Source organism: Helcococcus kunzii ATCC 51366 (assembly GCF_000245755.1).
In the GTDB taxonomy this organism is placed as follows: Bacteria; Bacillota; Clostridia; order Tissierellales; family Peptoniphilaceae; genus Helcococcus; species Helcococcus kunzii.
In genome coordinates this window covers 45,824-62,205 of record NZ_JH601088.1, presented here as the reverse complement: position 1 = coordinate 62,205, position 16,382 = coordinate 45,824, and the positions used below count along the sequence as shown (strand labels likewise).

Below are 16,382 nucleotides of genomic sequence, written 5' to 3'. Positions count from 1 at the left end.
TTCTCCTTATTTTTTCTCTCTAATATTCAATTTCCCATCAGGGAATAATTCTTTTAATTTTTCAATCGTATCCTCATTCTCCTCCTCCACTTCTTCTTGATTTGTGGAAGGTACAAATTTTACAGAATACGCTTTATCAGTCTTTTCTTCCAAATCCTTAAGCGCCTTATTTACGAAATAATTCATGCTTACACTCATCGGCATATGCTCTTCATCAAGAGTAAAAATTATATTATTTCCCTTCAGACGAGTATCAACCAATCCCTCAAACATGATATTTGTCGCAGGATATCTCTCATCTAAAATAGACATCAACATATCCACATGATTGGTTTCTTCATTTTCAGCATGATTATCTTCTTCAAGCGAATTTTCTTCAAGATGATTGTTACCCATTTCATGTTGCTCAGCTTCTAAAGATTCTTCAGATTCTTTTTCTACAACTTCTTCATTATCTAAAAAATTATCAGATTTTTCAACATTTATATCTATCTTTTTTTTCGTAGGAATGCTACTTCTTTCTTTTTGCCTTACACCAGGATTTTTAACTCCATTTTTTTCAAGAAATTGTAACCTTTCCTCAAGATTAATAATCTTGGCTTCTAGTTGCTTTCTAGGCATATAATCAATAATTTTTATACTTGATAATCTAAATAGAATCGCAGCACTATCTGATTTTTTCATCAATTCTTCATATTCTAAAAGTAAATCTACCGTATTTATCAATTGATCTAAACTGTTCTCATCAGAAATCCCATTAAAAACGTCCTTCTTAATGCCTACCTTTATATAAATCAAATCTTTGAAAAATGTGATAATATCTTTAATGAAATTATGCGGATCCTTTCCTTTATCAAGCTCATTATCAATTGTTTCAATCAGCAATTTGATATCTTTATTAAAAATAGCCCTAGCATAATTTATTTTAACTTCATCACTAAATATTCCTAATAAATCTGTCACTTCACTTGTAGTAATTGATTCTTTCCCAATCGAAATAACTTGATCTAAAATTGATAAAGCATCCCTCATCGCTCCGGAAGCAACACTAGCAATTATCTCAATCGCCCTATCTTCCATAGAAATATTCTCCTTATCAAGAATAAATCTAATTTGATTTTGTATATCTTCCTCAGATAAAGACTTAAACTCAAATCGTTGAGTTCTTGACAAAATTGTATCCGGAATCTTTTCCAACTCAGTAGTAGCCAAAATAAACACCAAATGTTTTGGTGGCTCTTCCATAATTTTCAGCAAAGCATTAAACGCTTCCCTCGTAATCATATGAGCTTCATCGATAATATACACTTTATATTTCAAAGTTGAAGGTGGATAAATTACCTGATCCCTCAACTGTCTGATATCATCAATCCCCCTATTAGAAGCCGCATCCATTTCAATAATATCCATATTTTCCTCAGAAATTATAGACCTACAATTTGCACATTCATTGCAAGGATTGCCATCAATAGGATTTAAGCAGTTAATCGCTTTTGCAAAAATCTTCGCAGTTGAAGTCTTCCCAGTACCTCTCGTACCTGAAAATATATACGCATGAGAAATTTGATTATGTTTTATTTGATTTTTCAGTATATTGACTATATTATCCTGTCCAAAAACCTCAGAAAAAGTCTGTGGACGATATTTTCTATACAACGCTTGTCTCATATTCACCTCATAAAATATTATAGCATAATATTTTTCTGATTTCAGACAGTATTAAATTTAATAGGAGCTGTTGCGAGATATTTTTTATACACATATTACTTGATTAGGGAATTTATGTATATACTAAAAAAACTTTTATACATAGATTTTAAATTCTCATTTTTATGTATAAAATTTTCGAAAAATTTATACATCTTTCGATGCTATCAGCCCATATATGTATAAACCAAAAACTTCATTTATACATATATTGGTCAAATTGTAGGAACCATGTATAAAATTCGGAAAAATTTTATACATAGATTTTTAAAAAGCAGACTTTATGTATAAGAGGAATTTAATTTTATACATATATTGTTAAATTATGGAATTTATGTATAAAAGATTGAAAGGACAACACATTCTGGTGATTTTCTGGAGCTGTGTAGTCTTGACGGAATGGAATTCAACACATTTGGCCCTTTCAATAAAAATGTGTTGTTCTTTATAAGAGAAATTCAACACATATCGATAATTTATATTAAGATGTGTTGTCTCAAACATTGTAATTTCAACACATTCCGCCATTCACGTGTGAATGTGTTGTCCTTATGCGATTATTTTTCAACACATTTTGTCAATAATACGTAAATGTGTTGTCCGGTCTTCCTCACATTCAACACATTTAGCTAATATCTTCAAGTTGTGTTGTTCTTATAACCGGGAATTTCTATCCCCCTCTCATATACCCAAAGCAAATCAAAAAAGACTGTTACAAAATAACTCTTCGTTATCTTATAACAGTCTTTTAATTACATAAATTAATTTACTTGGTATGGTAAAATCGCTATTTGTCTAGCTCTCTTAACATTTTTAGCTATAATTCTTTGTTGTTCTGCATTTGCACCAGTTACTCTTCTTGGTAAGATTTTACCTCTTTCGCTGATGAATGATTTTAATGAATTTGCGTCTTTATAATCAATTCTTTTAACTTTTTCTTGATCTAAGACTTTTTTTCTTTGTCTAAATTTTCTAGCCATTTATTCCTCCTCCGAATTATTTCATCTATTTATCTCTTATAGATGATTGTATCTTTAGAATGGAATTCTTTTATCTTCTGTTGGGTCAAAGTCGGCTGAGTATTCGAAGTCATCATCAATTGGAGCAGTGAAACTATCATTTTGTGCATTTGAGCTATTTGAATTGTTTGAATAGTTATTGCTTGATGAGTTTCCATCTTTCCAATCTAAGAACTCAACATTTGCTGCTTGAACATCTGTTGTATAAATTCTTTGTCCATCTTTTTCGTAAGATCCTGTTTGTATCCTACCTGTAACTAATACTCTTAATCCTTTACCAGTATATTTAGCAACATTTTCCCCAAGTCTACCCCAAGCAACAATATTTATAAAATCTGCTGTTGGTTGATTTTTAGATTCCATCTCTTGTCTTTTTTCTCTTGAAAGGTTTTTATCTACAGCAAGATTAAATCTACAAACTGCTGTATTGTTTGCCCCTTGTAAATATCTCAATTCTGGATCTCTTGTTAATCTACCCATTAGTACCACGTTGTTCATTAAATCCTCCTTAATATTAGGACTCTTTATTCACTACTAAATATTTGATAATTGGATCTGCGATTTGAGCTCTTCTTTCTAATTCTTTAATTAGTGAAGGATCAGCTTCAAAATTAATTAGAACATAATTACCTTCTGAAAACTTGTCAATTTCGTAAGCTAATTTTTTGATACCCCAGTCATCAACTTCACCTAATGTACCATTTTCATTAATTGTATCGTACATTCTTTGTAAAACTGTTGATTTCACGTCATCTTCTAAATTAGGCTTTAAAATAACAATCATTTCGTATTGATTCATATTATTTCCTCCCTTCGGTTTGTAACCCCGCTCTTTAACGGAGTAGAGATTTGCCTTTTATAGCTATTGTAGTATACCAAATTATTATCCAGATATCAAGCATTTTCCCTATAATCTTTCATGATACTTTCAAATATTTCAGAAGTTGAAGGTGGAGTGTAAGTTATCGCATTTGCTCCCGCTTCAATCGTTTCCAAAATCGTCTTATCATTTGGTCCACCAGTCGCTATAATTGGGAAACTTTTACCGACACGGTTTCTAATTTCTCTTACAACTTTAGCCGTATTTGCTCCCGCCGATACATTAAGTATCTGCACGCCCGCTTCAATTTTACTCATATAATCATCATTTTCAGAAACGACCGTTGAAATGATTGGGATGTCCAAAATCCCCTCTATGTTTTTGATATTATCCGGCTTCATTGGCGCATTTACCACAACTCCGTACGCTCCCATCAATTCTGCTTGCAGTCCGATGTTTTTTGATCTCTCGCCAGAAGTCACTCCACCACCTATTCCTACAAAAACAGGTATATTTGCTATTTGAAGTATTGCCTGAGTTATGTTTAGTTGTGGTGTGAATGGATAGACCGCCATAACGGCATCCGCATTGGAATTAAGAATTATTGTGATATCAGTTGTAAAAATTAATGATTTAATATTTCTTTCCAAAATGGTAATGCCCGTTGCTTGAGAAATCACTTCCGGTACAACAACCATCCTCTTTTTTAATTGATTGTGTATTTTAGGAGTTGAAAATGCTGAACCCTTTGATAACTCTTCATTCGCCCCAATATTTCCAACATTGTCTATATCGTATTCTGCAATATAATGGTCACCATGAGTTTCAGTGTGAATAGTCCTTAATCTTCCTTTATTTCTTAATCTTTCTATAATTGATACTTTTTTCTTGTTTTGTTTATTCATGTTCTCACCCCTAATATTATTCTACTAAATTATATCATATTAAAAGTGTCATTATTGTTAAATAAATTTAAAAATTTGTAATTATATTGTGTTTTCTATAAAATTATAACTAACAGATTAATTCTATTATGTGGAGGAAATATGAAAAATTATAAGCTTATCGAAGAAAAATACTTAGATAACGAACAAAGCGATGCCTTAGTATATCAACATAAAAAAACTAAAGCGCAAATTTTTGTAATGAAAAACGACGATGAAAACAAAGTTTTTGGTATCGGGTTTAGGACACCGCCTAAAAAAAGTGATGGTGTTTGTCATATAATCGAACATTGCGTGTTGAATGGTTCTAAAAAATATAGGACAAAAGAACCATTTATGGATATGATAAAGGGCTCATTGTACACATTCTTAAATGCGATGACATATCCAGATAAAACCATTTATCCAGTAGCATCAAGAAATGATAAAGACTTTAAGAATCTAACCGATTTATACCTTGACGCCGTATTTAATCCAAGAGTTTTGGAAGAGGAAAAAATCTTTAGACAAGAAGGCTGGAGATACAATTTAGAAGATGGTAAATTGACATATAAAGGGGTTGTTTACAACGAAATGAGAGGCTCCATGTCTTCTCAAGAAACCCAAGTTTTCAAAAATACTAATGCTGAATTATTCCCAGACACTATTTATGGACTAAATTCTGGTGGGGACCCATATGTCATTCCAGAGTTGACTTATGAACAATTTAAAGAATATTATAGCGAATTTTACCACCCTTCAAACTCCTATATTTTCCTTTATGGAAATATGGACCACGAAGCATATCTAGAGTACATCGATAAAGAATACCTTTCAAACTATAAGTTTAGATATGTTAATTCCACATTACATTATCAAAAACATTTTGATGCCGTGAAGGATAATGTTAAATATATCAATACCGCTAGAGAAACCAAACCAAATGAAGCATTTGTATCATATTCTGCAATTATCGGGAAAGGAAACGATTCAAAAGACAGAATCATTTCAAATATTTTATCTTCAGCGTTGATTGATAACGAAAGCTCTTCATTAAGACAAAAATTGCTTTCCTCTGGAATGTTAGACGTGGTATTTTCAGCAAGTACAACAAATCTAGAAGCGACATTCTCCATTATTGCTAAAAATATTAATCCAAAAGATAAAGATGTATTTGTGCAATTAATTGAAGAAGAATTGTACAATATCTCAAAAGTGGGCATTGATAAAGACTTAATCTTAACAGAACTAAACGCATATAAATATGATCTTAGAGAAAAAGGAAACTCCGCAACCAAGGGAATGGTCTACTTTACAAATGCGCTTGATTCTTGGCTTTATGATAAATCTCCAATCGAAGCTATCGATATAAATGACGATTTACAATTTATAGAAGATAATATTGAGAATGGTATTTTTGAGAAATTCATTGAAGAAAGAATACTTGCAAGCAAAAATAAATCCATCGTTACTCACATTCCTCAAAAAGGCTTAAATGAAGAAAAAGATGCACAGTTACAACAATCTTTAGATGAAAAATTAGCATCTCTTTCAGAAGAAGAGAAAAAAGATTTAGAAAACTTTAGAATAGAAATGGAAACATTCCAAAATAGGAAAAATACGGAAGAAGAAAAAGCAACCATTCCAATGTTGAGTAAAGAAGATGTAAATACACAAATCGAGAGAATTGACAGAGAAGTTGAAGACAGAGATAACTATACACTTCTAAAACATAATCTACCAACTTCAGGTATTGACTACATTTCTCTTGCATTTAATATTGATCACATCTCTTCACCAGAAGATATTAAATATCTTTCATTGCTATGCTCTATCTTAACAATGATTGATACAAAAAATTACCATTACTCCGACTTAAATAAATATATCTACTTAAATACGGATGGTATCTCATTTAGTATCGCACAATATAGAGATGATAAGGCAGATAAAATTTATAGAAAACTAATGGTTACAACAAAGACTTTCTCAGAAAACATTTCAAATGCAACTGATATTTTAGCTGAAATCATTCACAATACTATTTTCGAAAATAAAAAGAGAATTAAAGAAATAATTTCCATGATTAATGCAGGCAATGAAATGAATCTGCTTCACATGGGTCATGTTTACATGATGAATAGAGCAGCTTCAAATCATATTGAATACCTAAAATACAATGAATTAGTTAAAGGGATAGATTTTTATCTATTTGTCAAAGAGCTTAATGAAAACATGCCAGACGACATTTTAACTAAACTTGAAGAAATATTTCATAAAGCATTTTCAAGCAATAAATTAATCGTCGATCTTGCTTCAACTTTTGAAAATAAGAAGGTTTTAGAAAATTCTATTGACCACTTAGTTTCAACTTTGGATGACACAGTTTATGAGGAATCTCCTTTTGAATTCACACCTGAAGCTATAAAGGAAGGTTTTGCAACAACAGCTGATGTAAACTACGTTTCTTACGGAAATAAATTAAGTGAGGAATTTACTGGAAAATACATTGTACTGAACAACCTAGTTTCAAACGAATTCTTATATAGAGAAATCAGGGCAAAAGGTGGCGCTTACGGTGCGGGTATGACAACAAATCAAGTTGGAAGCTTTGCAACCTATTCCTATAGAGATCCAAACTTGGAAAAAACTTTACAAACATACAATGGCATTCCAAACTTCTTAGAAGAGACACAAATCACTGATGAGGACTTGCTTCCACTAATCATTGGAGCAGTTGGAAAGCTAGATCCACCAAAAACAGAAAGAGCCAAGGCAGCATTTGATTTATCCTTCTATATAGGTCATCGTGAATACGAAGAAATCGACGATTTAATCAAAAACGCCTTAGAATCAGATATTGAAACCCTAAAATCAAAGGCAACAATTCTAAAAGAAGCTATTGAAACAGCTTCTCTTGCAGTTTTAGGAAATAGCCAATTGATTAATGACAAAAAAGATATATTTGATAGAATAATTGAACTTTAACATTTAGCAATTTTATATTACTTGGTATTATAGATTTTTCTATTTTACCAAGTATTTTTTATATTTATCGTCTATTTTCTATTATGATAAAAATTTGACATAGTCTATCTCTGTGATACTATGATGATGTAAATACTATTGTGCGAGGAGGCAAAATGAAAAAACTCAAAGTTTTATTATTAACACTTTTTCTAACATTATCTTTGGTTGCTTGTGGAAATGCAAACAACACAGATGATAAGACAAAGAAAGAAACTATCGATACAAAAGATAGTGTTGAAACAGAAGAAAATACAGATAAAGAAGAAGCTTCACTTAAGGATGGTACATATACCGGAAAAACTGAAGGACATCAAGGTCCTGTTGAAGTAGAAGTTTCCATTTCAGATGGAAAAATCGCTGATGTAAAAATCACAAAAACATCCGAATCTCCTGGAGTTGCCAAAGCATTGGAAATCATTCCAGAGAGAATAAAAGAAGCTCAGTCATATAATGTGGACGTTGTTTCCGGTGCAACATTCGCAAGTAACGCAATTACCAGAGCGACGAAAGATTGTTTAGTCCAAGCGGGAGCTAATGAAGACGACTATTCTGAAAAAGTTGCATTCCCTACAAAATATGAAGGACCATTCGAAACAGATGTCATCGTAATCGGTGGCGGAGGTTCAGGACTTTCTGCAGCAATCAGCGCGGAAGAAAATGGTGCTAAAGTAATTGTCGTTGAAAAATTAGGTCAAGTTGGTGGTTCTACAGTCTTCGCCGGTGGTGCATTAAATGCAGCCGACACTGAAAGAGCAAAATCACTAAAAATGACAGACTTAAATATCAAAACAATTGAAGAAGCAATTAGTCGCGAACCAAAAGATGAGTATGAAGCAAAACTTCAAAATCAATTAAAAGTAGATTATGACAAATTCAAGAAGGACGGCTCCAAGGGAATGTTTGACTCTGTAGCATTCCACGCATTACAAACATACAATGGTGGAGATTATGAAGGAAATTCTGATTTAATCGACACACTAACCAAGGAAGCTCCAAATGCTGTAGATTGGCTAATTAAAAATGGTGCAAAAATCGATGATGAACTTGGTTCCGCAACTGGTTCATTGTGGCAACGAAGCCATTACGGTACAAAGGATTTTCCAAACGGTACTTATTTAATCAATACATATGCGGACAAAATTGAAAAATCCGACAATATTCAACTTCATCTAAATAGTAAGGCAACTAAACTTATTAAAGAAAAAGACAGAATCGTTGGTGTAGTTGTTGAAAGAGATGGAAAAGAATACGAGTACAAAGCTTCTAAAGGCGTAATCATTGCCACTGGTGGCTTTGGTGCAAATGTTGAAATGAGACAAAAATACAATGAACAATGGGATGATTTAGGAAAACAAATCGGTTGTTCAAATTCAGCCGTTGCAGCCCAAGGTGATGGTATTGTCATGGCGGAAAAAGTTGGCGCAGAATTAATCGATATGGGATTAATCCAACTTCACCCAAATGGTCAACCTGGCACAGGAATGATGATGGGACAACCTCACACTTCAGGCTTAAACAGAATATTTGTCAACACAGAAGGTAAGAGATTCGTCGCTGAAGATCAAAGACGTGATGTTTTAGTAGAATCTATCTATAAACAACCAGAAGGAGTTATGTGGATTGTCGCTGATGGCACAAGATATCCTGAAGGTGACGAAAAAATAGCAAACGATGTTGAAACAGGTAAAACATTCAAAGCAAACACTATTGAAGAATTAGCAGAAAAAATGGAAGTTCCAGTAGAAAATCTAAAACAATCCATCGAACAATACAATAAAATTGTAGATGGTGAAAAAGATCCATTAGGACTTCAATCCTATGACAAAAAACTAGGAAAAGCACCATTCTATGCTGCTAAAAGACTTCCAACCGTGCACCACACAATGGGTGGACTAAAAATTGACACATCAGGTAGAGTTTTAGACAAAAACAGCAAGCCAATATCTGGACTATTCGCTGCCGGCGAAGTCACTGGTGACATCCACGGCGCCAACAGACTTGGCGGTAACGCTATTACTGATGTAGTAGTATTTGGTAAAATAGCCGGCGAAACCGCAGCCAAAGGTGAATAGATTTTTGTAAAATACAGATTTGTAGAATGTTTTATTGGTTCTATAAAGTTGAAAGCACTTCGGAAATTTTCCGAAGTGCTTCTGTTTTTTTATTGGAGGGGGCGGTTTGGTACTAAATTTTGGTTTTTCATTTTTAGTACCAAATTTATTTGGTGATTTTGGTACTATATTTCAATTTTTCTTTTTTAGTACCAAAATTTTCTTAAATTTTTGGTACTTAATTTAGAATTTTGCTTTTTAGTTCCAATTTTGAGAAAAAATTTTGGTACTAAATTTTGTTTTTTGCTTTTTAGTTCCATTCATGCTATTACGAATTATAAAAAGAGTAAATGATTTATTAATTTAATAAGTAAATCCCTTAGAAATCACACTTTTATTATAAGTATCGCATGATTTAAGTGATGAAATTACATAATTTTGATGAGTTTTACGGATTATGTATTTTTATATATAATTAACGTTACTTATTCTGTATTTTATGGTCCGTATATACCCCCCGTAGGTATATTTTCAGACCATAGCCTATTTTTTATGGTCCTAATTATACCCCCCAGAGTATCATTAGGACCATAGATTTTAGAAATATATTTTTTGATATGGTCCTTGAATACCCTACCCCGGTATCTTTGGGACCATTTTGGGTAGATTATTTATGTATTTAGCAGATATTCATTAAATTCTATGGTCTTTTATATACCCCCTACGGGTATTTTCAGACCATAAATTTTATATCTAAGGTCTTTTATTATACCCCCTGGGGGTATTCTCGGACCATAATACGAGAGACTAGCCCACATAGGTATTCTCGGACCATAATACGAGGGACTATCCCACCTCGAACCATACTACGAGAGATAACACATCCCTGTACTTTTCCTCAACCCATAATACTATTTACTACCCTACCCATCCGTATCCTAGAGCCAAAACAATATTTATTATACATCTCCATATCTATCCCAACCCTAATACTATTCACTACCCTTTCCATACATATCCTCGGACCCACTTCCCAACAATCTCCTAAAACTCATACCCCTGCTTTTCGGCAATTCTTATAATTTTAGACCTTTTTATTCTTTGATTCTTATACTTGTCGTAAACTTGTTCGGTAAATTTATCTAATGGCTTTTTATCATTTCTTAAGTCGTAATATTTGGCCATTTCTAAATCATAGTCCTTTAGTTGTTCACGGTAATTGTCAAATTTCTTATATTTGTCGGTGAAGATTCTATATTTTTTGTTCATTCGTGGTTTTAATTGTGGCTTTTGGTCTGGATAGCCTATTCCTAAGCCGACAACGGGCATTGTTCTTTCTGGTAATTCTAAAATGTTGATGGTTTTTTCAGGATCGTTTAGAATAGATCCAAAGAATACTATTCCTAAGCCTAGTAATTCTGCAGCGGTTGCAACGTTTTGCGCCATAAGGGCTGCATCGGTAAATGATTGAAAGAATTTATCAGCATCGTTGGTATAGTTTCTTTCGGAGCTTTGTTCGCTGAAGATTCGGTGATTTCTGTAGCCGTCAGCGACAAATATCCATAGTTCTGGGGCGTCTACTAGATATTTTTGTGTAGAGACTTCTCTCAACTTTTCTCTTTTTTCTTTATCCTTGACTTTGATGATTGAGGCAAGTTGCATTCCCTCTGAAGTGGAAGTTCGCATCGCGACTTCTGAAAGTGTTTCAATGATTTCTTCTGGGATTTCTTTGTTTTTCCATTTTCGAATGGTTCTATGGTTAAGCATGTTTTCTATCGTTTTATTTGTTAACATTACAATACCTCCAATATAAAATGTTTTTCATTTCAAAGATATAGATACCCCAAGCTTAGTTTTTGTCTAATTTATATGTTTTATAGTCATATAATTTGATAAACAGATAATCGACTAAAAGATACATCTGATTTAGGGGTGCGATTGTCACGCCATATTCGTTTATATATAAGTTTTCTGTAGAATAGTGCAATGAATAGTCAGATTTTCTGCTTAAAGTATTTATTCCTTTTTCCGTAATGGATAACACTTTAGCTCTATCACTTACTTTCTTTACAAGCTCGATTGCTTGAGCATTTTCTCCAGATAGGGATATGACTATGAGCATGTCATTTTCATCAATAATCTCTTCCACTATTTTTCTTTGCTCTTCTCCTTCTATATGAATGATATGTATATCCAAATACATAAATGAGCGGATAAATTCCAGACAGACAATGTTTTGAATGTGACCCGTACCATAGAGAAATATTCGCTTAGACTTTATCAAATCCTCTAATAACTTATCATCTTTTCTCGCTCTAAGATCACGTATTGTGTCATTTATGTTAAAATACATTTTCTCAATATCAATTTCTTTTTCAGAGCTTTCCAATGAAATTATTTTTTGTAACTCTTGAATGCTTGAAATGCCAATTTTATTAAGCGTCTTATAGATTTTATCTTTCGGAAAATTTGAAATTCTAGCAAAATCATCTATTGAAATGTTGATAATTTCGCTGATATTAGTCTTTATGAAAAGTAACAATTTCACATCTTCAGAGTTTAATCTGTCAAAATTATTGTTAATTAATTTATCAATCATTTTTCCTCCAGAAACATTCCATATCTTGTAGCTATTATTTCGATTGCAATTTCATAGGAAGCTGTTGAAAATCCTTGACTATTGTTAAGATAAAATTTACTTAAATAGTAGTAATAGTCTATTAAGATATCATCGCTTATGATATTGACATCAGAAAGCATTAGGATTTTCACTTTTTTATTGTTTAATCTCTTTATCAATTCAATATTGCCTTCACTTAATTCACTAGTTAAAATGAAAATAAAAAAATCTCTAGAATCTGCAGAATTGATGACTGTGTTTGATTCTAACTCGTGACTTAAGTTTACAAAAAATTTGCCATATTTGAAAAATTTATTCTTCATTGATTCTCTAATTGAAGATGATTCTTTATTGGATAAAATATATATTTTATTTGAATTGTATATGTCTTCAAAAAGATTCTTCATATCTTTTGTAGAAAAAATTGAGATAACTTCTTGATATAGTTTGGAAAGTTTTTGAACTGGATTTTTAGTGTCATATGAGCTTAATGTCTGCAAATATGTCTTAAATGGTTTGTATCCACTAAGCCCTAGCTTTTTACAAAATCTTAAAATTGTAGTCCTAGAAACATTGCACTTTTCACCTAATTCATTTATGGTAAGTTTTTTTGATTCTTCCACATTTTTAGAAATATATTTCCAAATATAAATATCTGTATCCGTCATTTTTTCAATATTATTTATAAATAATAGCTCTAACAATTAGCACCTCACAAAACAAAAAAAGTAACATCTCTGTTACTTTAATTGTATTCTTAAATTTTAAAATATGCAAATTGTACGAATATTGAAATAAGGATAAGAAGTATCGATAAAATAAATTCTAGCTTTATCTTTCCCAAATTTATATTAGAAAACACATTTTTTAGACTAATATTTTCATCTCTTATAATGAAGTACATCAGGATTATAAAGCCAACAATAAGAGCTAATTGTTGCAAAATAGCATTGGAGATTAAAAGCATAGCAGTCAACACTATTGCCTCATTATCTATTTTCATTTTATATCTTTCCCTTATCTTAAAGAATAATAAAAATGAAATAATAAATAAAAATATACTCATAAATCTTATTGTATACATCAAGTTATTTTTCAGTAATTCTTGAAATGATTGGTCGGGTTTTTTTATCAAAATTAATGAAGCCATCTGAAATATTATTGATGCAATATATATAAAAATGATTGTATTCGATACTTTTCTTATCCTACTCATATTTTCCTCTATTTTAGTTCAGGCCAAAATTCCTTATTTGCTTCTAATAAATCATCTAAGATTTGTTTAGCAACACTTGCACTTGGCACAGTTTTTGAAAGTATTAATGCTTGCCATAGTTTTTGATATGATCCTTCTATCCAAGCATCAACAACTAATTTTTCAACACTAACTTGTTGTTCCATCAAACCTTTTTGGAATTGTGGTATATTTCCTTGAACTATTCTTTCATAACCTTTTTTAGACACTATACATGGTACTTCAACCATCGCAGTTCTGTCAAAGTTTTCTATAGTTCCTTCATTTGGCACTATCAATAAGAATCTTTCATGTGTATTTTCCGCTAAAGCACAAGCCAAATCAACAATATATGATGCGTGCGCATCTAGTTCTAATTTTGTATCAACAGCTGTACCCTTTGAAACGATTGATCTACATTCCCCAAATACAAACTTTTCTCTACCTTCAATTACTTCATTAGCTCTTGTATGTTCAGGGTTGGAATGGCTAACTACGTAATCAGGGAAGAAGTAATATTTCAAGTATGTGTTAGGAATGGTTTCTGGATCTAATTGTTGAATGTCTCTCGCCTTCTTAAATGTTTCTATCCAGCTTGGATCCACATGTTGATTTGTGTCTGATAAAGCACCTGCAAAACCATTTTCCCCAACTTCTTTTCTAAGCTGTGGCATTAAATCATTTCCTTCAGAATCGTAAATTTCTGTCCACCAACCAAAATGATTCAATCCATAATATGAAATTTGCATTTCTTTTCTATCCTTAAGACCAACCATTTTAGCCATTTTTTCCATTAAATCAATTGGCATATCACAGATATTCAAAATCTTTGAATTTGGTCTAAGTCTTCTTGTCGCTTCAGCAACAATTGCCGCAGGATTTGAATAATTCAACATCCATGCATCTGGACTATATTTTTCCATATAATCAAGTATTTCTAATACTCCACCAATTGATCTCATACCATATGCAATTCCACCAGGTCCACATGTTTCTTGACCTACAACCCCATATTTCAATGGAATCTTTTCATCTTTTTCTCTCATCGCATATAGTCCAACTCTAATGTGAGCAAACACAAAATCCACATCAGTAAATCCTTCTTCTGGATCAGTTGTATAAGCAAATTCAATTTCTGGAGCTCTTTCTCTTAATATAATTTCACATGCCTTTGCAATAGGCTCTTGTCTTGAAGCTAAATTGTCATAAAACTTCAACTTTCTGATTGGAAACCTATCTAAGTTATCTAAAAGCATTAAAACTATACCCGGTGTAAAAGTACTTCCTCCACCTGCAACTACAATTGAATATTTCTTTTCTGTCATCTTTACTCCTCCTTATTATTTATTAACTTTTTCTTCTACTTTTTCTCTAACTTTTGGTACTTTCATACCAATAATTACCTGTACATTATTACCACTTACAATCGCACCATGTGATCCGATCGCCTTGAAGTAATCATCATCTTTTACGATTGAGCTATCCTTAACATTTACTCTAAGACGTGTCATACAATTAGAAATTTCATCGATATTGTCTTTTCCACCTAATCCATCGATTATATTCATAGCGTAAACATCCATTTCACTAACATTTCCGCCCTTTTCCTTCGCCTCTCTGTATTCCTTCTTAGAAATTAATTTAGCCTCTATACCCCTACCAGGAGTTTTCAAGTCCATCTTTTCTATCATTGTCTTGAACACGAAATACCAAACAAATGTAAATACTAAACCAATAACTAGTAATAGTAAGAACTGTTGCCAGTGATTTCTAAATAATGGAATAAAATTAAATGATGCCATTTCAATTAATCCACCAGAATACACCCCTGTAATTCCAAATAGATTTATTACAGTTGATAATGTTGCCGCCAACAGAGCATGCACAACAAATAGCATTGGTGCAATAAATAAGAATGTAAATTCTAATGGTTCAGTTACCCCTGCAACAATCGCAGTAAGTGTAACTGGTATCAGCAATGCCTTAATCTTTGTTTTTTGATCTTCCCTTGCTGTCTTATACATCGCAAGTGCAATCCCTGGTGCCCCAAAAATCTTTGAGAAACCTGTAGATGTAAATCCAGCTTCAGGCATTAATGATTTCAATGATGCTGTACTATTCGCAATCTCTGGCAATCTTCTTGACCATTCCGCGTAAATCCCTCCCGGAACCAATACGCTATCATAAAATATTGGTGCATATAATAAATGATGTAGTCCGAACGGAATTAAGATTCTTTCTAAGAACACGAACACCCAAACTCCTACTGCGCCCGCACCTTTTATAAATGTTTGGAATGATAATATTGCCTTTTGAAATTGTGGCCACAATAGTGCTGATAAAAATGCCACTGGAATCATTACAAAAAATGAAATCATATAAACAAAAGTTGATCCTGAAAAAGTACCTAACCATTCTGGCAATTCTGTATCATACAATTTATTATGTAAATACACTGTTATCCCAGAAATCATCAGCGCACCAATCATCCCCATGTCCAATGTCTTTATACTTGCAATATTTGCTAAACCACTCGCTCCGCCAACTTCCTTACTAAAATCAATACCAAAGCTTGGTCCCCATGTAGACAAAATGAAATTTAAGAAATAATTAAAAGTTAAATATACTACCAATGCCTCCATAGCAGCCCTAGCATTTTGCTTTTTAGCTAATCCAATAGGAAGACCCACAACAAACAACAGTGGCAATTGATTAAACACCGTCCAACCACCGGACAATATCAATTCCCAAAAGTTTCTCCATAAACTTCCCTCTTTAGCAATAGATCCCATAATAACTTCTGAAGTAAACAGAATCCCCAGACCTATTATGATACCAGCAAAAGAAAACAACAAAACTGGTGTAAACATAGCTCCACCAAATTTTTGAATTTTCTTCATCATTATTTTTTCCTCCTTGTTATTTGATATTTTTATAGTATCACCGATAAATAAGACTTTCAATAAACGTGGTAATTT

Annotated in this window: 13 protein-coding genes; 2 read left to right on the top strand and 11 right to left on the bottom strand. The window is 32.3% G+C overall.

Annotation, left to right across the window (positions count from 1 at the left end; all coding sequences use genetic code 11):
- Positions 1-6 precede the first annotated feature (6 nt).
- From dnaX to HMPREF9709_RS00245, 5 genes are all read right to left on the bottom strand, one after another.
- Positions 7-1,668, bottom strand: a complete 1,662-nt coding sequence (dnaX, locus tag HMPREF9709_RS00265; protein ID WP_005396832.1) for a DNA polymerase III subunit gamma/tau — start codon at positions 1,666-1,668, stop codon at positions 7-9.
- 800 nt (positions 1,669-2,468) lie between these two features.
- The gene (gene rpsR, locus HMPREF9709_RS00260; RefSeq protein WP_005396830.1) at positions 2,469-2,687 is read right to left on the bottom strand and encodes a 30S ribosomal protein S18; all 219 of its coding nucleotides are present in this window, start codon (positions 2,685-2,687) and stop codon (positions 2,469-2,471) included.
- A 54-nt stretch (positions 2,688-2,741) separates the two neighbouring features.
- Entirely contained in the window at positions 2,742-3,224 is a 483-nt protein-coding gene (locus HMPREF9709_RS00255; protein ID WP_005396828.1) for a single-stranded DNA-binding protein, read from the bottom strand.
- A gap of 16 nt (positions 3,225-3,240) precedes the next feature.
- The gene (rpsF, locus tag HMPREF9709_RS00250) at positions 3,241-3,525 is read right to left on the bottom strand and encodes a 30S ribosomal protein S6 (protein WP_005396826.1); all 285 of its coding nucleotides are present in this window, start codon (positions 3,523-3,525) and stop codon (positions 3,241-3,243) included.
- A 95-nt stretch (positions 3,526-3,620) separates the two neighbouring features.
- Positions 3,621-4,451 (bottom strand): hypothetical protein, encoded by an 831-nt coding sequence (locus tag HMPREF9709_RS00245; protein WP_005396825.1) that lies wholly within the window; start codon positions 4,449-4,451, stop codon positions 3,621-3,623.
- Between the two features lie 141 nt (positions 4,452-4,592).
- Here HMPREF9709_RS00245 and HMPREF9709_RS00240 point away from each other — a divergent pair, with 141 nt between their 5' ends.
- Complete coding sequence (locus HMPREF9709_RS00240) at positions 4,593-7,457, top strand: insulinase family protein (RefSeq protein ID WP_005396824.1); 2,865 nt, start codon at positions 4,593-4,595, stop codon at positions 7,455-7,457.
- Positions 7,458-7,612: 155 nt separating this feature from the next.
- Positions 7,613-9,571 (top strand): flavocytochrome c, encoded by a 1,959-nt coding sequence (locus HMPREF9709_RS00235; protein ID WP_005396823.1) that lies wholly within the window; start codon positions 7,613-7,615, stop codon positions 9,569-9,571.
- A gap of 1,023 nt (positions 9,572-10,594) precedes the next feature.
- Here the strand turns inward: HMPREF9709_RS00235 and HMPREF9709_RS00230 are convergent.
- From HMPREF9709_RS00230 to HMPREF9709_RS00205, 6 genes are read right to left on the bottom strand one after another with little or no spacing between them, the layout of a single operon-like run.
- Entirely contained in the window at positions 10,595-11,344 is a 750-nt protein-coding gene (locus HMPREF9709_RS00230) for a nitroreductase family protein (RefSeq protein ID WP_005396821.1), read from the bottom strand.
- A gap of 55 nt (positions 11,345-11,399) precedes the next feature.
- On the bottom strand, positions 11,400-12,149 hold the full coding sequence (locus HMPREF9709_RS00225; protein ID WP_005396817.1) for an SIS domain-containing protein: 750 nt from the start codon (positions 12,147-12,149) through the stop codon (positions 11,400-11,402).
- Positions 12,146-12,874 (bottom strand): MurR/RpiR family transcriptional regulator, encoded by a 729-nt coding sequence (locus HMPREF9709_RS09415; protein WP_005396816.1) that lies wholly within the window; start codon positions 12,872-12,874, stop codon positions 12,146-12,148. Before HMPREF9709_RS09415 ends, HMPREF9709_RS00225 begins: the two co-directional genes overlap by 4 nt.
- A gap of 53 nt (positions 12,875-12,927) precedes the next feature.
- A complete protein-coding gene (locus HMPREF9709_RS00215; protein WP_005396815.1) occupies positions 12,928-13,386 on the bottom strand; it encodes a hypothetical protein in 459 nt (152 codons plus the stop codon).
- Positions 13,387-13,394: 8 nt separating this feature from the next.
- Positions 13,395-14,729 (bottom strand): 6-phospho-alpha-glucosidase, encoded by a 1,335-nt coding sequence (locus tag HMPREF9709_RS00210; RefSeq protein WP_005396814.1) that lies wholly within the window; start codon positions 14,727-14,729, stop codon positions 13,395-13,397.
- 15 nt (positions 14,730-14,744) lie between these two features.
- Positions 14,745-16,307 (bottom strand): alpha-glucoside-specific PTS transporter subunit IIBC, encoded by a 1,563-nt coding sequence (locus HMPREF9709_RS00205; RefSeq protein WP_005396813.1) that lies wholly within the window; start codon positions 16,305-16,307, stop codon positions 14,745-14,747.
- Between the last annotated feature and the right edge of the window lie 75 nt (positions 16,308-16,382).